This is a genomic window from Rouxiella badensis (genome assembly GCF_002093665.1).
Taxonomy (GTDB): Bacteria; Pseudomonadota; Gammaproteobacteria; order Enterobacterales; family Enterobacteriaceae; genus Rouxiella; species Rouxiella badensis.
This window is the reverse complement of record NZ_MRWE01000030.1, coordinates 44292-65134: the sequence shown is the minus strand read 5'-3', so window position 1 is coordinate 65134 and position 20843 is coordinate 44292. Positions and strand designations below refer to the sequence as shown.

Annotated in this window: 20 protein-coding genes; 7 read left to right on the top strand and 13 right to left on the bottom strand. The window is 52.6% G+C overall.

Annotated features, from left to right (window positions below; genetic code table 11):
- Positions 1–135 precede the first annotated feature (135 nt).
- Positions 136–1407, top strand: coding sequence for a M20 family metallopeptidase (locus BS640_RS16705; RefSeq protein ID WP_241528254.1), 1272 nt, complete (start codon positions 136–138; stop codon positions 1405–1407).
- A gap of 157 nt (positions 1408–1564) precedes the next feature.
- On the opposite strand, the gene BS640_RS16700 is transcribed toward BS640_RS16705, so the two are convergent.
- The 3 genes from BS640_RS16700 to BS640_RS21970 all read right to left on the bottom strand — a co-directional run bounded on the left by BS640_RS16700 (position 1565) and on the right by BS640_RS21970 (position 4058).
- Positions 1565–2173 (bottom strand): dTMP kinase, encoded by a 609-nt coding sequence (locus BS640_RS16700; protein ID WP_026110814.1) that lies wholly within the window; start codon positions 2171–2173, stop codon positions 1565–1567.
- A 404-nt stretch (positions 2174–2577) separates the two neighbouring features.
- Entirely contained in the window at positions 2578–3072 is a 495-nt protein-coding gene (locus BS640_RS16695; protein WP_017494029.1) for a glutathione peroxidase, read from the bottom strand.
- Between the two features lie 401 nt (positions 3073–3473).
- The gene (locus BS640_RS21970; protein ID WP_139802828.1) at positions 3474–4058 is read right to left on the bottom strand and encodes a hypothetical protein; all 585 of its coding nucleotides are present in this window, start codon (positions 4056–4058) and stop codon (positions 3474–3476) included.
- 534 nt (positions 4059–4592) lie between these two features.
- Between BS640_RS21970 and BS640_RS22270 the strand changes: the two genes are divergently transcribed.
- The gene (locus tag BS640_RS22270; RefSeq protein ID WP_241528253.1) at positions 4593–4688 is read left to right on the top strand and encodes a pyocin activator PrtN family protein; all 96 of its coding nucleotides are present in this window, start codon (positions 4593–4595) and stop codon (positions 4686–4688) included.
- Positions 4689–4918: 230 nt separating this feature from the next.
- Here the strand turns inward: BS640_RS22270 and cutC are convergent, their stop codons facing one another.
- Positions 4919–5677: a copper homeostasis protein CutC gene (gene cutC / locus BS640_RS16685; RefSeq protein ID WP_017494026.1), complete on the bottom strand. Its 759-nt coding sequence runs from the start codon at positions 5675–5677 to the stop codon at positions 4919–4921.
- Positions 5678–5787: 110 nt separating this feature from the next.
- Between cutC and BS640_RS16680 the strand changes: the two genes are divergently transcribed.
- On the top strand, positions 5788–6930 hold the full coding sequence (locus BS640_RS16680) for a MalY/PatB family protein (RefSeq protein ID WP_084912953.1): 1143 nt from the start codon (positions 5788–5790) through the stop codon (positions 6928–6930).
- Positions 6931–6932: 2 nt separating this feature from the next.
- Here the strand turns inward: BS640_RS16680 and BS640_RS16675 are convergent, their stop codons facing one another.
- A complete protein-coding gene (locus tag BS640_RS16675; RefSeq protein WP_084912952.1) occupies positions 6933–7502 on the bottom strand; it encodes a VOC family protein in 570 nt (189 codons plus the stop codon).
- Between the two features lie 255 nt (positions 7503–7757).
- Between BS640_RS16675 and argS the strand changes: the two genes are divergently transcribed.
- A complete protein-coding gene (gene argS / locus BS640_RS16670; RefSeq protein WP_084912951.1) occupies positions 7758–9488 on the top strand; it encodes an arginine--tRNA ligase in 1731 nt (576 codons plus the stop codon).
- A 116-nt stretch (positions 9489–9604) separates the two neighbouring features.
- On the opposite strand, the gene murJ is transcribed toward argS, so the two are convergent.
- From murJ to rimJ, 4 genes are all read right to left on the bottom strand, one after another.
- Entirely contained in the window at positions 9605–11134 is a 1530-nt protein-coding gene (murJ, locus tag BS640_RS16665) for a murein biosynthesis integral membrane protein MurJ (RefSeq protein ID WP_017493867.1), read from the bottom strand.
- Positions 11135–11278: 144 nt separating this feature from the next.
- Positions 11279–12199, bottom strand: coding sequence for a Gfo/Idh/MocA family protein (locus tag BS640_RS16660; protein ID WP_084912950.1), 921 nt, complete (start codon positions 12197–12199; stop codon positions 11279–11281).
- Between the two features lie 11 nt (positions 12200–12210).
- Complete coding sequence (locus BS640_RS16655) at positions 12211–12870, bottom strand: YceH family protein (protein ID WP_017493865.1); 660 nt, start codon at positions 12868–12870, stop codon at positions 12211–12213.
- A 16-nt stretch (positions 12871–12886) separates the two neighbouring features.
- Positions 12887–13471: a ribosomal protein S5-alanine N-acetyltransferase gene (rimJ, locus tag BS640_RS16650; RefSeq protein WP_017493864.1), complete on the bottom strand. Its 585-nt coding sequence runs from the start codon at positions 13469–13471 to the stop codon at positions 12887–12889.
- Between the two features lie 319 nt (positions 13472–13790).
- Between rimJ and mdtH the strand changes: the two genes are divergently transcribed.
- From mdtH to BS640_RS16635, 3 genes are all read left to right on the top strand, one after another.
- Positions 13791–14996 (top strand): multidrug efflux MFS transporter MdtH, encoded by a 1206-nt coding sequence (gene mdtH, locus BS640_RS16645; RefSeq protein ID WP_017493863.1) that lies wholly within the window; start codon positions 13791–13793, stop codon positions 14994–14996.
- Positions 14997–15153: 157 nt separating this feature from the next.
- Positions 15154–15801, top strand: coding sequence for a glutaredoxin 2 (grxB, locus tag BS640_RS16640; RefSeq protein WP_017493862.1), 648 nt, complete (start codon positions 15154–15156; stop codon positions 15799–15801).
- 123 nt (positions 15802–15924) lie between these two features.
- Positions 15925–16488 carry a lipoprotein gene (locus BS640_RS16635; protein ID WP_017493861.1) on the top strand — a complete coding sequence of 188 codons (564 nt, stop codon included), beginning with the start codon at positions 15925–15927 and terminating at the stop codon, positions 16486–16488.
- Between the two features lie 85 nt (positions 16489–16573).
- Here the strand turns inward: BS640_RS16635 and BS640_RS16630 are convergent, their stop codons facing one another.
- The 4 genes from BS640_RS16630 to BS640_RS16615 form a co-directional block, all read right to left on the bottom strand.
- Positions 16574–17158 carry a TorD/DmsD family molecular chaperone gene (locus BS640_RS16630; RefSeq protein WP_017493860.1) on the bottom strand — a complete coding sequence of 195 codons (585 nt, stop codon included), beginning with the start codon at positions 17156–17158 and terminating at the stop codon, positions 16574–16576.
- A gap of 48 nt (positions 17159–17206) precedes the next feature.
- Complete coding sequence (locus BS640_RS16625) at positions 17207–17944, bottom strand: phosphatase (protein ID WP_084912949.1); 738 nt, start codon at positions 17942–17944, stop codon at positions 17207–17209.
- Between the two features lie 87 nt (positions 17945–18031).
- Positions 18032–18973, bottom strand: a complete 942-nt coding sequence (gene ghrA / locus BS640_RS16620) for a glyoxylate/hydroxypyruvate reductase GhrA (RefSeq protein WP_017493858.1) — start codon at positions 18971–18973, stop codon at positions 18032–18034.
- A 114-nt stretch (positions 18974–19087) separates the two neighbouring features.
- Positions 19088–20557, bottom strand: a complete 1470-nt coding sequence (locus tag BS640_RS16615; RefSeq protein ID WP_017493857.1) for a peptide MFS transporter — start codon at positions 20555–20557, stop codon at positions 19088–19090.
- Positions 20558–20843 lie beyond the last annotated feature (286 nt).

Below are 20843 nucleotides of genomic sequence, written 5' to 3'. Positions count from 1 at the left end.
AAAATCAGCCAACGCTTTTTTAACCTCACACATTTTTGGCTTTATATTTTTTTGCTTATTTTTTTATAATTGCGATCTTGTGACCCTTATTAAATTAACTTATTTATAAGAAACATCACTATAATCGGAGAATCTATGGATACGTTACCTAGAAATCAAGTGTTATCAAGAATGTCTAATGACATCATTAAATTATTGCCCTCACTTGAAGAAGTTTATAAAGATTTTCATGCTAATCCCGAGCTTTCAATGCAAGAGGTTCGCACTGCCAAGATTGCGGCAACGTTGATTAAAAAATTTGGATATGAAGTTCATGAGCAAGTCGGGGTTACGGGTGTTGTGGGCTTGCTGAAAAATGGTGAGGGCCCTACCGTTATGCTACGAGCAGACATGGATGCTCTACCGATGGCAGAGAAAACAGGCCTGCCCTACGCCAGTGATAAAAAGGGTAAGACTGCCGATGGTGAAACGGTAGACATTTCTCACATGTGCGGCCATGACCTCCATGTAACCTGGCTTATGGGAGCGGCAGAGCTTCTGGCCTCTCATCGTGACTTATGGCGCGGGACTTTGATGGTGGTATTTCAGCCAGGCGAAGAGATTGGTGCCGGTGCAAAAGCCATGATTGATGATGGAATGAAAGAACGTTTTCCCAAACCAGATATCATCCTGGGACAACACGTTATGGTTGGAGAAGCTGGAACTGTGGGATATCGCGCCGGGGCGATTTTATCAGCCGGCGACAGTATGCACATCAAAATGTATGGCCGAGGAGCTCATGGTTCAATGCCCCAAAATGCGATTGACCCGGTCATCATCGCTGCCTCTACGGTTATGCGACTTCAAACGATTGTATCTCGAGAGCTCTCTCCACTCGAAAGCGGCGTGCTCACCGTCGGCGCCCTGCAAGCCGGTACAAAAGAGAACATTATTCCCGACGATGCAGTAATCAAACTGAATATGCGAACTTATGATGACAATGTACGTCGTCGAATGATCGATGCTGTACACAGAATCTGCTATGCCGAATGTCAGGCTTCAAATACTGATCATCCACCAAAATTTACCACGATTGACAGTTACCCTGTCACAGAAAATGATATCAACGCTACGGCTACTCTTGCAGCTGCTTTCAAAGACCATTTTGCAGAAAGAACCTATGAAACCGCACCGGCAGCAGCCAGCGAGGATTTTAGTGTCTTTGGCAGAGAGTGGAAGGTTCCGTATGTATTTTGGTTTGTAGGATGCACAGAAAAATCAGCATGGCAAAAAGCCGTTGCAAGTGGCGACATTAACCAAATCCCTTCTAACCATTCATCTAAGTTCAGCCCGCAAATTCATCCGACATTGCAAACGGGATTAGAGACGATATTAGTTGGCGCATTGACGTGGCTTGAGAAGGCGTAAAGAGGTTGTGTTTATTAAAGTAAAAACTTTCGATGGCTTCACGCCTTAAATTGAAGCCATCGAGTATTAATTTAATGCTGATGAAAAGTGATGATTTACCCAAAATGCCCTGAAGCAGGTCGAGCTGGCTACGACAGCGCTGGATGCCTGGGCGGCATCAAATCACTTTGTAGATCTCAGAAATAACCTGCATCGTTGCGTCTTCGATAACTCCTTCATTACGGCATAAAAACCAGCCGCGATCTGCAATTTCTCGCTCGAACGCCTGGGTGCAAGCGACATGATCTTCCAGCTTATGAATCACAGTACTGCTTAGCCCACGCTTTCGGGCCGCGGCCCTTGCCCAGGAAATATCCGGTGCAGTGACAACCCCGACATGCAGATCTGGCGTTTGCACGTTTCGTTCGATGTTAAGCCGTAAAATCTCCGCAAAGGAAACCCTTCGGCGAAACGCGGCATCCGACGGGTACCAACGATCGATCAAGATAATGCTGTCCGGCGGCTGTTTAGTCAGCACGTGCTGAGAAATCCAGGCACGACTATCAGCTAAGCGCGCACAAACCTCCCATTCCAAATCCAGGGAAGGATTTCTGGCAAGCTGGTTAACCAGGAGCATTGTTTCCCTTCTGTAGGGATCGCTTTTTTTCTCGCAAAGTCGGATGACCTTCTTGTTGTCAGCCCTTAGTACTTTCGTAATGGCTTCCAACAGTGTGGTTTTGCCGGCGCCCTTAGGCCCATCAAGAGAAACAAACAGTGGACGGCTCATTCTTCAAATGACGATTGATATACGGTTTTTGTAAAGCTCAAATCTGGCAAAAGCATCTTAATTCCTTCGTATGAACAGCTGCCCCCTCTTCGTTCGTTGGAGCCGCTTGACGCATCAGCGCGAAACGAATTGAGGGCGCTTATAAATAGATACTGATGAACATTCTGGCAATGTTTTTAACTCATAGTCTACAATCCAAGACTACAGCCGTTTAGGGTCATTGCTCCTATGTTATGACCTGCGCGGCGTAGTTTAAGGGATCCGTTTTGAAAACGGCAAACATCCCACCTTAAGCTTTTTTTTAGGCAGGCAGGCGTTGATGGGCAGTTGTGAGCGAAGAACAGACGTTAACCCCACGGAGACAATCAGTGTGTCGAACACTCTTTAAAGATGAAAGGTTCGGATTACAGGAACACTTTGCTTTCGAGTGCAGTAATGATTGCGGCTTCCATTTTTTCAGGGGTAGAGATCGGTGCAAAACGCTTGAGCGGTTTGCCGTCGCGTCCGATCAGAAACTTAGTGAAGTTCCATTTTATCCGCCCGCCCAGCACGCCGGGCAATTCATCCTTAAGGTAACGAAACAGCGGGTGCGTTGCGGCTCCGTTGACCTCCACTTTTTCGAACATCGGGAAACTCACACCGTAGTTGATGTAACAGGTTTGCGCGATTTCGTCGGCACCGCCGGGTTCTTGCTTACCGAACTGGTTGCATGGGAAACCCAGTACCACTAGGCCCTGGGCTGCGTACTTCCTGTAGAGCGCTTCAAGGCCTGCGTATTGTCGCGTGAACCCACAATGGCTGGCGGTATTAACCACCAGAACCAGCTTGCCAGCGTAGTCGGCCATAGAGAGGGGCTGGCCACGCAGGCTGATGGCATTAAGTTGATGAAAGGGGGACATGTCGTGATCCTCAGAGCAGAACCCGTTCGACGTCGACATTGCCACGCAGCGCATAGCTGTATGGGCAGACGGCGGTAGTGGAGGCCTTAGCCTGATAGAGGCTCTTCATAGACGAGTTCCTCTGCTGTTTTTAAGTGATTAAATCGTGTGATATACCTGTGTAAAAGTCTAACAAAAAGCACAACAAACTGGCGACTTTTGCCCATTGATTAAGTATACCCCGATGTGAGTAATGTCTTCATAAGCCAACTGAGGATGTCACGCCAGAGAACATGAAATGCACTGACGAGCAAAGCATAGAGTCTGGTTCTATTCCAGACGACAAACTTGAATGTTTGACGATGGGCAGGGAAAATTCCCTATGAAGAACCTGACAGTAGTTAAAAAAGGGAGGCTTAAACTTAATTAGCAAGTTTGCCACACAGATATTCCGTGCGTCCGTTTTCATCCCCTGCATGCCTGCGACCAATCATGACCGAATTATCTGGGCATTCAAATTTACTACTGCTTTCTTTAACTGCATCGGACCAATTACCGATAATTATGCTGAGGATTTCACCATTTTTATTAATCGGTGTTCCGCATTCGTAGGAGGTAGTCCCATTTTCGTCACCTGTGTGTTTACGGCCAATCATTACTTTTTCTTGCGGGCAACGATAAGCGGTTCCATCTGACTCCTTAATTGAAGATGACCATTGTTTATTTTTGCTAGTAATAGTTCCCCCATTTTGCACTAAGTTTCCGCATTTATAACTAGTATTACCATTTTCATCCCCACTATGTGCACGACCGACCATGAAATTATCAGTGGGGCAGGAGAATTCTGAATAGGACTCTTTTTCTCCTTGCGACCAATGACTATTATTAACCTTTGCTTCATCGGCAAATATAGAGCCAGACCAACCAGAAATTAGCACGGCAAAAATACTTGTAGTAATTAACTTATCTTTCCAATTGCGATTTTTATTATTAGGTGATTTTTTCATTTTCTATCCTTACCTCATAGGTTTCATGTTAAGCATATTTAATAATAAAGCATGCTATACCACGAGAAAATAAATTAAAAGCTTTAGATCTTGCGGTCGTAAATACCTTAGCATGCAGACGCATACCATCAAGCAAAATCCTAATTAATAAGAGTTATATTGCAAAAAATAAGACCAAATAAAAAGAATTAACATCGCGCTTAATCCCCCCAGGAGACTTAAACGTGAATAGTCCATTGTTCAAGAGCGTCCTTATTTACCGTCTAAGCCAGCAGCGTCTCGATAACGTCATTCGCTCGAAGTACCGCCTGCCGTTAGATATAAACGCCGAGGTCATAAAAAGCTGATCTCATCATGCTGGAAACAGAACACCGTGATTTTGATATGGACGACAGGACGGAATGGCCAGTGCTGGAAGGGATAACCCCTGCTGATAAGCGTGAACACAACATTTATATTAATGGCTGATAATGGCTGAATTCGAAACCGCTACTGTTCCAGTTTCGGATAGGGGTGAGACAAAAGACTCCGCGAATGATCCACATAATCGACCTTGCAGAATACATCGACAAACAGCGGATGAAAGGCAGAATCCTCCCCCCATCGATGAGAAGCGGCCAGGCAACGTGATGATTTAACTGGGGTATTTTGGCCCCAATATTCTACATAACTTTACGCGGTACATTCCCGCTCACGCTATTCCTTTGTAACATCCCTAACCCCCTCAAAACCCCAACACAATGATTTAAGTAAAAAAAGCCCCGCCAAAATGACGGGGCCTGGTACTTGCGCAGGGCGACGCAAAAGGGTCCGGAGACCCGTTAAATCTTTGTGCTTTAATCCGAAAGCCGAGGGGCGTTTTATGCCGTCCGACTCACCGAATCATCAAATTCCAACGCATTTTTCATTGCGGCCACTATATCGCCATCTACGCAATAACGACTGAACTCGTCAAAGTCGGTGTCGGAACTCATGGTCACACCCGCCTTTCGGTAGCGCATGGCGGAAAATACCTGACGTCCCGCTGAGCTGTGCAGCTCGGTAAGTCCGATATCAATAAACTTTTGCAGATTGGTTAAACGTACACCTGCACCTGCCATAATGATTGGACCACGCGTCAGGTTATTTAGTTCACGCAACATCGAAATACCTACCTCGGCATTTTGCTGCTGCCCTGAAGTCAGAATGCGCGCGACACCGAGCTGAGTCAATTGCTCAAGCGCAACCTTCGGATTAAGGCACATATCAAAGGCACGGTGGAAGGTCACCTGCATGTCACCACACAGCGCCATCACCTCCCACATGCGTGGAACGTCGATATGCCCTTCTGCGTCGAGCATTCCCACGACCACGCCGGGGAAACCCAAATCACGTATGCAGGCGATGTCACTTTTCAATACATCAAATTCACTCTGGTTATAGAAAAAATCGCCGCCGCGCGGACGAACAATAGGATGAACGGGAATACCTACCTTTTCTCTGGCGAGCTTTAAAGTTCCGTAGCTCGGCGTAATGCCGCCGTCCGCCTGACTGGCACAAAGCTCGACGCGATCGGCCCCGGCCGCCTCGGCCGTTAACGCACAGTCCACGCTGTAACAGCACACTTCTAACTTCGTCATGGCTCTCTCCTTAATATGACCCCATGCTACAACACTTGTTTGTGAGGGGCTATGTCGCGTAGGCTCATGCATGAGCATCCTGCCCAATTGCCTGCTTAGGAAAGCTAACTATGACATTCAATTTTGATCAATGGGTCGACCGCAGTCACAGTGATAGCGTTAAGTGGAACAAATATCGCGACGCCGACGTTATTCCTCTGTGGGTCGCCGATACGGATTTTTTGTCACCGCCTGCGGTCATCAATGCGTTGCAAAAGCGTGTTGCTGAAGGGGTTTTTGGTTATGGCTCACCGCCGAAAGAATTAGTTGAGCTGATGGTAGAGCGCCTTCGCGAGCGCTATGAATGGACCATTCAACCCGAATGGATAGTCTGGCTGCCGGGTTTGGTCTGCGGGTTAAACCTCGCCGTTCGCGCCTTCACAACGACGCAGCAAACCAGCATCATGCCCTCGCCTATTTACCCTCCTTTTATGCAGGCCGCGCAGTCCGAAGGCCGCGAGTTTCGTCACGTTCACGCCAGAGTGCATCACCAGCGTTGGATAACCGACTTTAACGAAGCCGAATCTACGTTGACCGGCAGCGAAAAACTGCTGTTGCTGTGCAACCCCTACAATCCGGGCGGCACCGTTTACCGTCGTGAAGAACTCTTGGCGCAACAGGAGTTTGCCCGCCGCCATGACCTGTTGGTCTGCTCGGATGAAATTCACTGCGATTTGATTCTTGAACCCGGTCTGCGTCATATCCCATTCGCTTCTTTAAACGAAGATGCAGCGAACCGCAGCGTGACGCTGATGGCACCGTCCAAGACCTTTAATTTAGCGGGACTGGGTGCGTCGTTAGCTGTCATTCCCAATCGTGAACTGCGGGTGAAGTTTGCCCGAACCGGCCACGGTATCGTTCCGCATGTCAACATACTCGCCTACGTTGCGGCGACGGCGGCTTATCAAGACGGTGATGACTGGCTTAAGGCGCAGCTAGACTATCTGCGCGCCAATCGCGACCTGGCTTTTGAGCGCATCAACGCAATGCCCGGCCTAAAGATGCTGCCGATCGAGGGCACCTATCTCGGCTGGATAGACGCCTCCCAGGCGCAGCTGGAGTCACCTTATCGCTTCTTCCTGAAGGCCGGCGTTGGATTATCTGACGGCAGGGAGTTCGGTAACGCGAACTTTGTCAGAATTAATCTCGGATGCCAGCGCGCTTTGCTTGAAAAAGCGTTAGACCGCATGGATGCGGCGCTGGCTGCCCGTTAGATTTACTCGGCTTCACGCTCGCTGGCGACAATTTCACGCAGAGTATAAGGGTGGAATTTTAAGGTGATGGTGCCATCGGTAATCGCCAGCGTCGGGTTCGGCAATCTCTCATGCTCGCCCTTAGGCGAGCTTTGCTTGAGCTTAATGCCCGGCGCTACCAGCGCCTCGTCGGCCAGCTGCGCCAGCGCGCGGGCATAAAAACCCTCCGCACCACCGGTCAACACTAACTCAACGTGCTCCCATCCTTCATGCGGATAGCGTTTTTCGCCCGGATACGGCAGCTCAATCAGGTCAATTTCCCAAGGTCCCACGCTCAGAGGCGTAGACAGGTCGAACAGACAGATAGGGCGTCCGTTGATTTCTGTTTCATTAAGTAGTGAACCACATTGGGAAAAACCCTGACGCCAACGGTCGGCGGTGGTGTTCTGATGACAGCGTACAGAAATATGATCGGCATAAAAATCGGCCAGATTCAGACACAGTTTTTCTGCAAATGCATTTAAAAGTTGGTTAAAGCGCGGCAGGTCTGCCACCAAATCCGCCAGTTCAGGCACGGCGTTAATTGTGGTCATTATTTTTCCTCTCTCGGTGGCCGGGGGGCTTAATTTACACAACCCGCCGCCCGGTTGCCAGTTCAACGAATCCGGTGAAAGATGAAGGGGATAATGCAGCGCTCATTACTGACTCAAGTTGGCTAATATGATATAAATGCGCATCATTAAAGTCAGGGGTGAACAATGGGACAACAAGTGCTCAAAGGTCATCCATGCCAGTCAATCAAGATGGCACCTTTACGGTGTTATACGTTTAGTCATTAAGGTAATCCGGTGAACATACAGGCCCTTCTTTCAGAAAAAATTTGCCAGGCACTCGTTGCCGCAGGTGCCCCATCAGACAGCGAAGCACAGGTTCGTCAGTCTGCAAAAGCACAGTTTGGTGACTATCAGGCCAATGGCGTGATGTCCGTTGCTAAAAAATTGGCAATGCCACCACGACAGCTGGCAGAAAAAGTTGTGGCGCTGTTAGACCTTTCCGGTATCGCCTCTAAAATCGAAATCGCCGGTCCAGGCTTTATCAACATCTTCCTTGACCGCGAATTTGTTGCCGCCAACGCCGACGCCGCGCTGGCCGACGCCAAGCTGGGCATCGCGCCGGTTGAACCGCAAACCATCGTTATTGACTATTCTGCTCCTAACGTAGCAAAAGAGATGCACGTGGGCCATATCCGCTCCACCATCATCGGTGATGCTGCGGCGCGGACCAATGAGCTGCTGGGCCATAAAGTTATCCGCGCCAACCACGTCGGAGACTGGGGCACGCAGTTCGGTATGCTGATTGCCTACCTCGAAAAAGTGCAGAACGAAAGCGCCGGTGACATGAAACTGTCCGACCTCGAAGAGTTCTATCGCGCCGCGAAGAAGAACTACGACGAAGACGAAGACTTCGCCGTGCGTGCCCGTGGCTACGTAGTGAAACTTCAGGGCGGCGACGAATACTGCCTGCAGATGTGGCGCAAGCTGGTTGACGTCACCATGACGCAGAACCAGATTACCTATGACCGCATGAACGTAACGCTGACGCGCGACGACGTGATGGGTGAAAGTCTGTACAACAGCATGCTGCCGGGCATTGTCTCTGACCTGCAGGATAAAGGCCTCGCGGTAGACAGCGAAGGCGCCGTGGTTGTCTATCTTGACGAGTACAAGAACAAAGACGGCGACCCGATGGGCGTCATCATCCGTAAAAAGGATGGCGGCTATCTCTACACCACGACTGACATCGCCTGCGCAAAATATCGCTATGAAACGCTGGGTGCCGACCGTGTGCTTTACTACATCGACTCCCGTCAGCATCAGCACCTGCAACAGGCCTGGACTATCGTGCGTAAAGCCGGTTACGTGCCTGATTCAGTGACTCTAGAGCACCACGCATTCGGTATGATGCTGGGCAAAGACGGCAAGCCGTTCAAAACCCGTTCAGGCGGTACCATCAAGCTGTCCGATCTGCTGGATGAAGCCATTGTCCGCGCGCGTGAGCTTATCGTCGCCAAGAACCCGAACCTGCCGGAAGACGAGCTGAACAGCCTGGTCAACGCCGTGGGCATCGGTGCCATTAAATACGCTGACCTGTCGAAGAGCCGCACCACCGACTACATCTTCGACTGGGACAACATGCTGGCCTTCGAAGGCAACACTGCGCCGTATATGCAGTATGCCTACACCCGCGTGGCGTCAATCTTCAAACGTGCTGACATCAACGTAAACAGCCTGACGCAGCCAATGGTGCTGACCGAAGAGCGTGAAATTACGCTGGCAACGCGCCTGCTGCAGTTCGAAGAAGTGCTGACTGCCGTTGCACGCGAAGGGACACCGCACGTCATGTGTGCCTATCTGTACGACGTTGCAGGCCTGTTCTCCGGCTTCTACGAAGACTGTCCGATTCTGAACGCAGAAGACGAAACCGTGCGTAACAGCCGCCTTAAACTGGCGCTGCTGACCCAGAGAACCCTCAAGACCGGTCTTGATACCCTCGGTATTGAAACCGTTGAGCGTATGTAACTCGCTCTACCGTCAGAAATCATAAAGCCGCGAAAGCGGCTTTTTTATGGCTAAACAAAAGGCTCCGAAGCGATAACATCGATTCGGGGCCTTATGCTATTTTACCTTGGCGTCAATTAGCTGCGCGCATAGTCCCTGAGCTTGAAGCCGAGCAGACCAAGCGCACCGAAGTAGACAATCACGCCGACGACCACAACGGCCGCGAGGCGCAACAGACGCATCGCCATGCCGCCTACCGACCAGTCAGGCATCACGTACATCATACCCACCAGCGCGGCAGCCATCGCCAGAACGGCGATAATCAGGCGGATGAGGAAACTCGTCCAGCCCGGCTGAGGCTGGAAGATCTTCTGTTTACGCAGCTGCCAATAAAGCAGTGAAGCGTTCAGACAGGCCGCCAGACCGATAGAGAGCGAAAGTCCCGCGTGCTTCAACGGGCCGATAAACGCCAGGTTCATCAACTGAGTCATGATGAGTGTGATAATTGCAATCTTGACCGGAGTCTTAATGTCCTGACGCGAATAGAAGCCCGGTGCCAATACTTTGACCACGATAAGCCCCATCAGCCCTACCGAATAGGCCACCAGCGCGCGCTGGGTCATTGAGGCATCAAACGCGTTGAACTTACCGTACTGGAACAGCGCAACGGTCAGTGGCTTTGCCAGAATCCCCAACGCCACGGAGCTTGGCAGCGCGAGCAGGAAGCACAGCCGCAGGCCCCAGTCCATCAGGCGGTTGTACTCGGTATGGTTACCGCTGGAAAAGCTGCGCGCCAGCGAAGGCAACAGGATGGTGCCCAACGCCACGCCCAGCACGCCGGACGGGAACTCCATCAGGCGGTCGGCGTAGTACATCCACGACACCGAGCCAGACACCAGGAACGAGGCGAAAATGGTGTTGATTATCAGGGAAATCTGACTCACGGAAACGCCAAGAATGGCTGGGCCCATCTGGCGCATCACGCGCCATACGCCCGCATCCTTAAGGTTGAGGCGCGGCAGAACCAGCATGCCGATTTTCTTCAGGTGCGGAAGCTGATAGCCCAACTGCAAGACGCCGCCTGCCACCACCGCCCACGCCAGCGCCATCACCGGTGGATGGAAATACGGCGCGGCGAACAGCGCAAACACCAGCATGCTAACGTTCAGGAACGTCGGTGCAAATGCCGGTATCGAGAAGCGATTCCAGGTATTAAGGATAGCCCCCGCCAGAGAGGCGAGCGAAATCAGCAGGATATAAGGGAACGTCACGCGCAGCAGCGCAGTGGTCAGCGCGAACTTATCCGGCGTGTCGGCAAAACCGGGTGCAGTCACGTAAATCACCCACGGCGCGGCAAACATGCCGGCAATGGTCACCAGCGCGAGTACCAGCGTCAGCAGCCCGGAGACATAAGCCACAAAAGTGCGCGTCGCCTCCTCGCCCTGCTGGCTCTTATATTCGGCAAGAATTGGCACAAAGGCCTGAGAGAATGCGCCTTCGGCAAAAATACGGCGCAGAAGATTGGGTAGTTTGAAGGCAACGAAAAAAGCATCGGTGACCATCCCGGCCCCAAACACGCGGGCAACTACGGCATCGCGGGCAAATCCAAGTACCCGAGAAAACATCGTCATAGAACTGACGGCGGCTAAAGACTTCAGTAGATTCATGTGACTTTTTCTTGTGGCCGGTAAACTCCCTGTAGAAGCCCCGGCAAGGTTCGAAAGTGCGTATAGTCTACGTATCAAAAATACAATAGCTACAGGCAGTTGTTATATATTGTTTCCCATTGGAAATTATCGGATTAATCGTTGTTAGCGCAACAATTTTTCGATAACACGCTGCGCCAGCAACGCCTGTTCACCGCTGGTTTCGGGGGCCGTTTGGTGGCTAACACAGTCGATAAAATGCCGAATAGCCCCCTCGAACCCGCGCTGAGCCAGCGTCGTCTGCCAACCGGCGACCGGCTGCTCAACCCTGCCCGCCAGACTCTCCTGAACCCAATGGCGCATATCGTCCACCTGATACCAGGCACCGTCACAGACCGCTTGTATCGACTCGCGCTGGGTTCCGGCACGACGATGCATTGCAGTAGTCATACGCGTCTTACCCCGCGTGAACTGATGCTCGGCATAGATCAGCTGATTTTTCTCATTACAATCAATCTGTCCGCCGACCAGCAGACTGTCGCCATTGGCTAACCACAGCGCGGTATCGACCACGTGCAAATAGTCGTCCAGCAGGGTAAATGCTGCCTCATGCGGACCGATGCTGTCCGCACGGTGCTTGTCGATGCGCAGAGAAATCGGTGCATCAACCTGTGCGGCCAGCTGCACCTTGAGCTGTTGGTACAGCGGCGAAAAACGGCGATTAAACCCGACCATCAGCGTTTTGCCGCGACGTTGCGCCAACTCGACCAGCTGCTCGGCCTGTTCCAGCGTCGCCGCCAGCGGTTTATCGACGTAAACATGCACCCCGGCGTTAAGCAGGTCGCTGACCACGCTGAAATGTGAGTCGGTGCTACTGTGGACGAATACCGCATCACAGGCGCCTGCCAGCTGGTCAAGCTGCGAAAAACAGCGAAAACGGTAGCTGTCGCAGACCGCCTGCGCCCGCACCTGACTGGGTGAAAAGCCGCCCTCAAGCGTCCAGTCAGTCGCCTGACTGAGCACCGGTAAATAGGCCTTCTGCGCAATGCCGCCCAGCCCGACCACCCCAATTCGAAGTTTACTCACACTCACTCTCCTTAGTCGGCCAATCGTTCCAGCAGGTGCTCGAGACGCTCTTTCAGCTCGGCAACTTCGGTTTCAAGCACGTTGACGCGCTCTGCCAGTTCATCACGCGGGGCGCTCTGCGAACTTGCTGGGCTGAAGATTTCGTCTTCACCGGCTGCGTCACTGACTTCACCGCTGAACAGGTGCATATAGCGGCTCTCGCGCTTGCCCGGCTCGCGCGCCAGTCGCACGCAGAATGGGCCATCTTCACGGCCTGCCAACGTATTGAGAGTCAGCTCCACCTCGGCGACGTCGGCAAAGTCGTGCAGACGGTTGGTCCGGGTACGCAACTCACCCGGCGTTTGTGCGCCGCGCAGCAGCAGCGTGCTGATAACCGCCACCTCGGCAGGGGAAAACTTGAGATTGCCAAATTCGGAGTTACAGAAACGGTGCTCATACTTCATGGTACGGCTGCCGCTGAGCGAACGAATAATGTGCTTACGCAATAGCAGGTCCAGCGTCTGCTGGACCTCGGACTCGCTGAGCTCCATTACCGGCTCGCGGTTGGTTTTCTGGTTACAGGCGGTGGTAAGACTGTTGAGGCTCAGGGGATACTGTTCCGGTGTCGTAATCTGTTTTTCAAGCATACAGCCGATGACTCGCGCTTCTTTGGCGCTGAATTCATACTTCATGGTTTTCCTTTCCTTATCATCGCGGTGGCTGCCACTGTGGGTCAGTCAGCGCCATCAAAACGTGGTCCTGCCATTTTCCGTCAATCAGCAGATAATCTTTCGCATACCCCTCGCGCTCAAACCCGAGACTTTCGAGCAGGTTACCGCTGCGGTGGTTGTGCGGCATGTAGTTCGCCATAATGCGGTGGATCTTCTGCTGGCGCTGCATGTAGCGAATCAGCGACTGCAACGCCTCATACATCAGCCCCTGCCCTTGCCACTGCTCACCCAGCGAGTAGCCGAGGAAACAGGCGTGAAAAGAACCGCGCAGCACGTTGCTAAAGTTAGCGACGCCGCGAACGTGATTCTCATCGGGGTCGAGCAGGATAAAATAGTAGGCCGTCCCCTGTTTTTGCATCTCGTTAATCAAACCCAGTCGCGCCTGCCAACCGGAAGGATAGCAGTGGCTTTCGTCCCTGATAGGCTCCCAGGGCTTCAAAAAGGCGCGGTTTTCCGTGTAATAATCGGCCAGGCGATGGGCGTCGCGCTCGTACACCAGCCGCAGTACCATTCTGTCCGTAGTAAGCCGCACTTTAGGTGCCGCTGATCGATAGCCAAACATCCCTTCCCTCCACATTTTGACCGGCTCGATAAGAACATTTTATAGGAAACAGAGGCCGTTCTTTGCCGTGGACTGCTATATTGCGCACGGCTTCTCTTTGCATCATAGTCGAGCCCACCACTCTCTGTGAATCAGCCGTTAAATTATTCAGGTTTTTCAGCGCTGCGTCTTTGATTTTGCCAGTCCTAAAGCGTCTTGACGATAAAAAAATATTATCTATAGCGCCCTATCTAATTGCCTGTTTGAGGTTCAGACTAAGGCGGTTAATATCATCTCAGCATCTTTCGGAATGGATGCCAATAATCGCTCAGGGTGACGCATGTCTCTGGTATCGCAAGCGCGAAGCTTGGGAAAGTTTTTCCTCTTGTTTGACAATGCCTTAGTAATTCTCGGCTTTTTCGTCGTTTTTCCGCTTATTTCGATTCGCTTCGTTGACCAGCTTGGCTGGGCGGCGATGGCCGTGGGGCTCGCGCTTGGGCTACGCCAGCTTACCCAGCAGGGGCTAGGGATCTTTGGCGGTGCCATTGCCGACCGTTTTGGCGCCAAGCCAATGATCATCACCGGCATGCTGCTGCGTGCGGCGGGGTTCGCCACCATGGCGCTGGCAGACAGTCCGTGGATTCTCATCTGCTCATGCGTCTTATCCGGCCTTGGCGGCACATTGTTTGATCCGCCCCGCACTGCCTTGGTTATCAAGCTGATCCGCCCTCACGAACGCAGCCGCTTTTTCTCATTATTAATGATGCAAGACAGCGCCGGTGCGGTCATTGGCGCGCTGATCGGCAGTTGGCTGCTGCAATATAATTTTCATTTCGTCTGCTGGGTTGGCGCAGGACTGTTTGTGCTCGCCGCCGCATTCAACGCGGTCTTCCTGCCCGCCTACCGTATCTCGGCGGGCCGTGCGCCGATGCGACAAGGCATGATGCGAGTGATGCGCGATAAACGCTTTATCAGCTACGTCCTGACGCTTACCGGCTATTACATGCTAACCGTACAGGTCATGCTGATGCTGCCTATCGCGGTCAATGACATGGCCGGTACGCCTACCGCGGTGAAATGGATGTACGCCATTGAAGCGGCGCTGTCGCTCACTTTGCTCTACCCGATTGCCCGCTGGAGCGAAAAGCGCTTCAGCCTGGAAAAACGCCTGATGTGTGGTTTGGCCATTATGACCCTTAGCCTGTTCCCTGTCGGTATGGTCAGTGGGCTGAATCCGCTGCTGCTGTTGATTGGCCTGTTCTATATCGGTTCGATTATTGCCGAACCGGCGCGAGAAACCTTGGGCGCCTCGCTGGCTGACCCGCGTGCACGCGGCAGCTATATGGGTTTCAGCCGCCTTGGGCTGGCGATTGGTGGTGCGATTGGTTATACCGGCGGTGGCTGGATGTATGATACCGGTCGCGCACTCGCGCTGCCGGAGCTGCCTTGGATCCTGCTCGGCATCGTCGGTCTGATCACGCTGGCAGGCCTTTACTGGCAGTTTCAGCTGCGTCGTATCGAACCCGCGATGCTCGGCGAAAATTAAGTCGCCGAAAGGCCTCGGCTTTGGCTGACTGCGTTTGATCTCAGGGAGAATCTTCACCATACTCACAGATTGAAACATCTCTGGTGACAGAAGAGAAAACGGCTAATCGACCTTCCCTACACCCCGGTTAGCCGAGTATAAAAAGGAGCCAAGTATCATGAAGTTATTTGTTTATGAACACTGTCCTTACTGCGTCAAGGCCCGCATGATCTTCGGCCTTAAGAATCTGCCGGTTGAGGTGAAAGCCCTGCTGAACGATGACGAAAAAACGCCAACCTCGATGGTCGGGAAAAAAGTGGTCCCAATCCTGCAAAAACAGGACGGCAGCTTCATGCCTGAAAGCATGGATATCGTTCAATATATTGATAATTCCGACCATAAACCCCTGCTGACCGGCCCAATTAGTGCGGCGGTAGCAACCTGGTTGCGCCACGTCTCGGAATATACTGAAAAGCTGTTCATCCCGCGCTTCGCCGCCGCCCCCTTCGAAGAGTTTGCCACGCCGCAGGCACGTCAATATTTCACCGACAAGAAACAGGCAAAACTGGGCGATTTTAAGGAACATCTCCAACATTCGCCCGGTCTGGTAAAGAAAATCAATCAGGATTTGCGTGACCTTGACAAACTCATTCAAGAGCCGAATGCCGTGAATGGCGAGCTCTCCGAGGACGACATTCACCTGTTCCCGGTCCTGCGATCGCTGTCGATCGTCAAAGGCGTCGAGCTGCCTACTCGTGTTTTGGCCTATCGTGACAACATGGCGAAACAAACGCAGATAAACCTGCTGACCCGCCTCGCGAGTTAACCTTTCCTTAACCCAAGGGTTGCACTTTCGGTGCGACCCTTACCTTTCTATACGCTGTAACCCTTCCCTCACCTTTCCCAAACAGGGCATACTGTGCGCCTTGGAATTGTCATCGAGGAAGTCATGAGAAAGTTATTTTTAGGGGCCGCTGCCCTGATTTTTGCCGGCCTGCTTGCCGGATGCAACCATCTGACTCAGTACACGCTGAGTGAACAGGAAGTGAATAATTACCTGCAAAAACACAATAACTTCCAGAAGCAGCTCGGTGTGCCTGGCCTGGTAGACGCACACATTACCCTAACCAACCTCAGCAGCCAGATTGGCCGCAGCGAGCCGGGTAAAGTGACACTCTCGGGCGATGCCGACATCGACGTCAGCTCGCTGTTTGGCGCTCAGAAAGCCGACCTGACACTGACGCTGAAAGCGACGCCGGTATATAACAAAGATGAAGGTGCTATCTATCTGAAAGATATGGAAGTGGTCGACTACACCGTTAAACCGGAAAAAATGGATTCGATCGTTAAAGGCCTGATGCCTTACCTAAATCAGTCACTGAAGTCCTACTTCGACCAGAAACCGGCCTACGTGCTGAACGGCGAACACAGTGAAGGCGAAGCGATGGCGAAAAAACTGGCCAAAGGGCTGGAAGTGAAACCGGGCCAGCTGGTTATCCCGTTCACTGACTAAATTCTGCTGAAAGAAAAACGCCTGAGTGCGTGACGCCCCTTGTCGGGCATCACCTTCAGGCGTTTTTTATGTGCGAATGGCGTGATTACTGCTCGTCTTCTTCGCCGTTCTCGATGTCTTCCGGCAGTGCCTCTTCCAACTCGTCGCGCATTGCGGTGATCGCTTCGCGGCTTATCTCAGACAGCGTGCGGTAAAAACCGCTGGTCGAGTGGGCCTCTACCTTGCCAAGAAACTTGCCGCACCATGGCAGCATGTACTCGTCAAACAGCGCAATTTGCGCCGCGGCTTCGTCTTCCTGCGACTGATCTTCAAGCCATGAAGCGGCAAGCAGCATTGAACCGAAATGGTCGGCCGGAGATTCGCCCAGCGGCATACCGCGCTGCTTGAGGAAAGTCCGCACTTCCTGCTCGGAGTCGCCTTCCACATAGGCGCTGCGATAAGGCGAAACCGCACAGCCGGTACCGACGAACAAATGGTTAAACTCGGCGGCCAGCGCCTGTGGATCGGCACTTTGCTGTAGACGAAGCAGCAAGGCGTCTTGTTCCAGCGGCCAATGCTCACGCAGTTTACCTTGCTGGATCAACCCAAACAGCGGGACCAGCAGCGGGTCCTGCGGCTGGCGATAAAACAGCGTGCCCAGCACGCGGCATACAATCGAAAACTCATTCATAGTCAGAACCTGATTAACGTTGGCATAGCAAAAATTTGCGTGACAATGTCACAGTTCACTAAATTCTGCAATTGCCGGACGACCACGCCTTTGCAGAAAGTCCAGAAAACGACGTGGGCTGGCATTCAGAATGCGCTCGTGCGGGAATCCCACTTCGTCAATTATACGTTCACAGTGCTCAAAACCCCCCAACGAATAGGCAATGTGTGAATCAGAGCCCAATGCCAGCCAGCCGCCCGCCTCTTTCACTGCGGCGACAATAGCCCGACAGTTCGGCTCACTGCCCTTGCGTGAATGAGTAAAGGAGGAGTTGTTGAGCTCCAGCGCCACCTCGTATTTCGCCGCCGCAGCGGCAATCGCGGGAATATCGACCGGATACCTGGGGTTGCCCGGATGACTGATAATATGCACATCGCCACCCGCCATCGCGGCAATCATCGCCTGCGTATGGGTCTCTTTATCTACCGGCGGCATGACCGGTTCATGGAATCCGGCAATCACAAAGTCTACGGCGGTGAGCATCGGTCCGGTGCAGTCGATATCACCGTTGATGTTTTTGATGTTCGCTTCGATGCTGCGCAGAATACCCACGCCGTCAACGACGCGCGGCCAGACGTGCATATTCATAAAGTGCCAATAATGCGGTGCGTCGGCCATGTCAGGGCCGTGATCGGTGATGGCGAAAAGCTTGATGCCTTTTTGCTGAGCTTCATCAATGTAGTCGTGCAGCGTGCTGTAGGCGTGGGTGCTTGCCACGGTGTGCATATGTAAGTCGACCGGAAACATGACTTCTCCTGAATTTTTGGCCGCCTCGGTAAGGGGCCGGGCGGCAATAAAAGCTTAGCAGATCTGTGTGGCTGACTCGGCGTGGGGTTAATATCCGCGCGTGAGGTCAACCTGCCCAACCGGTTTGCGCCCTGCCTCGATAGCCTGAATGTTGGCGACAATGTTGTCCATCGCCTCGTCCGGCAGGGTATCGGCACCGATATGAGGCGTGATGCTAACACGCGGATGTGACCAAAATGGGTGCATGCGCTGAAGAGGTTCTTCAATAAATACGTCGAGCGTGGCAGCCGCGATTTGCCCGTCGTCGAGCGCCTTTAACAGGTCGCCGTCCACCAGGTGCATGCCGCGTCCCAGATTGATCAGATAGCTGCCCTTGCTCAGGTTGGAGAACAGCTTTTTATTAAGGATCCCGACCGTTTGCGGTGTATTTGGCAGCAGATTAATCAGCAGCTTGCAGCCGCTGGCGAAATCATCGAGCTGGTCATCGCCGTAGAAACTCTCCACGCCGTCGAGCACTTTTGGGCTACGGCTCCAGCTGCGTACCTTGAATTTAAGATCGATAAGCTTTTGCGCGACTGCGGTACCGAGAATACCGGCACCAAGAATACCTATCGTGAAATGGCTGTGCTGATGCGCAGGCAGCGGTTGCCACTGTTTCTGCTGCTGAAACAGCTGATACTCGTCCAGACGACGGAAGTAGCGCAGCACGCTCGCCAGCGCGTACTCCTGCATTTGCAGCGCCATGCCGGTGTCTTCGAGACGGATCAACGGCACACCCGCAGGCAAGGTACCCGGGTGGCGATGCTCCTGATTAAGAATGGCGTCGACGCCTGCGCCCAGCACGAAAATGCCTTTGAGGTCGCTGCGTGGAGCCAACATTTCCTGCGGGGGATGCCAGACTAGCGCGTAGTCGGCGGGTGCGGTATCGCCACGGTGCCAGACGCGGACGTTAGCTTCGGGAAGTCGGTGGCGAATGCCCTCAATCCATGGCTCTGAATCTGTTTTAGGGTGATAGAAGATGATGTTCATGTTGTAGCCTCCTTTGCCCTGTTAGATTTCCTCTAAAATCACCGTGATGCAACCTTTGCTTGCAAAAATTGTTTAAAAAAAAGCCCTGATTGTCAGGGCTTTCGGAAGCAGAATTTACGCAGGTACGCGCTGGATCAAGCGGCGCAGCAGCGGGACAAGCAGCATCAGCACGACGCCGGTCGCGACCGAGCCCCAGCCCAGCACGTTGAACACTTCACTGTAGCCCGGATTGGTCAGCAGCGGCGTGCTGCCGGTATTGGTGGGCATCAGGCCAGAGATATAGCTCGCCAGCACGGAAGCGACGCCGGTCACCATCATCCAGCAACCCATCATCACGCCCTGATAACGAGCCGGGGCCAGTTTGCCAATCATCGCATAGCCGATAGGTGAAATCATCAGTTCGCCAATGCTCTGGAAAACGTAGCTAATAACGATCCATTTGAACGCCATCAGGCCGTCACTGCCGGCAAAATGAATCCCCAGCGGCAGCACCAGCATGCCCAGTCCGATGCAGAACAGCGCGCCGGAGAACTGCATCGGGATATCGATACGCCAGCCACGCTGACGCAAATGCTTGAACAGCAGTGCCATCAGCGGCCCGCCGACGACGATGACCACGGTGTTGATGTCCTGGATCCACTGTGGCGCGACGCGGAAGCCGTAAACGTTGAGGTTGATGTTGTTCTCGGAGAACAACATCAGGCCCATCGGCGCGAGCTGGTAGAGCGTCCAGAACACCAGCGAACCCGCCGCCAGCAGCAGGTAAGCCTTCATGCGGCTTTTTTCATCCTGCTGACGATGGCGAGCGGTCACCCTGCCCATGATGATGAAAATAATTGCGCCAAGCACAACCACAAAATAGCTGCTAAAGGCGGCATGAGTCAGCAAAACGCGAATGACAGGTACCAGCACCACCAGAATCGCGATGCCCACCAGCATGCGCTGCATAAGCTGACGTGAATTGACCTGGTTAAGCGGCGTATTGATATCCTTGAGGATATTCCAACGCGACAGGGTCAGCACGATAGCGACCGCATTGCCCAGCGTGGCAAACAGGAACAGCGCACGATAGTTTTCCGTCAGCTGATAATAGCCCGCGACGGCAAAACCAATAAAGAACCCGAGGTTCATACCTGCATAGTTCCATAAGAACGCGGCTTCACGGCGGTCATCTTCCGGCTTGAAACGCTGAGTCAGCATCATGTTCAGGCAGGTCACGTTCAGTCCGCTGCCGGTCAGGAACATCGCCAGTCCCCAGTAAAGCCCGGTAACGCCTGCCAGGGCAATCAGCGCACAGCCAATGACTTGCAGCACCATACCAAGCACAAACAGGTTACGGTTGCTGAGGTAGCGTCCGCCAAGATAGCCGCCAAACATATGCAGGCCATAGTTAAAGGCACCGAAGACGCCCATGATGGTGTTGGCTTGGCTTTCGCTGAATCCCAGACGTTTAGTGGCATAGAGCACCAGCGTGGAATAAAGAACCGCAAAGCCCAACGTCGAGAAAGTCTGGATAAAGAACAGTGCGCCGGACCCCTCAGGTACCACCGAACGATGGTGTGATGTGTTTTCTAAATAACTCAAGTCAAACCCCTGTACTGCCTTGTTGAACAATCGAAAAATGCATGGATGATGGCTGCTCAAAAACGCGGCGGTTTTTTATGCTCTGGTTTTTGAGTGCCACGATGTTATACCGATGTCGTTAGCAAAATTCCTAGCATTTCTTTGAATAAATTGTTTCTTTTAACCACACGATGCTTTTCCCGCCAAAACGGGCAAAAATAGAAGAACAAGCCGCGGCTGAAACAGGGGTAAATCACCCCGAGGCTGTCGTTATATGAGCCTTTTTGTTCTGTAAATCAGCAAATTG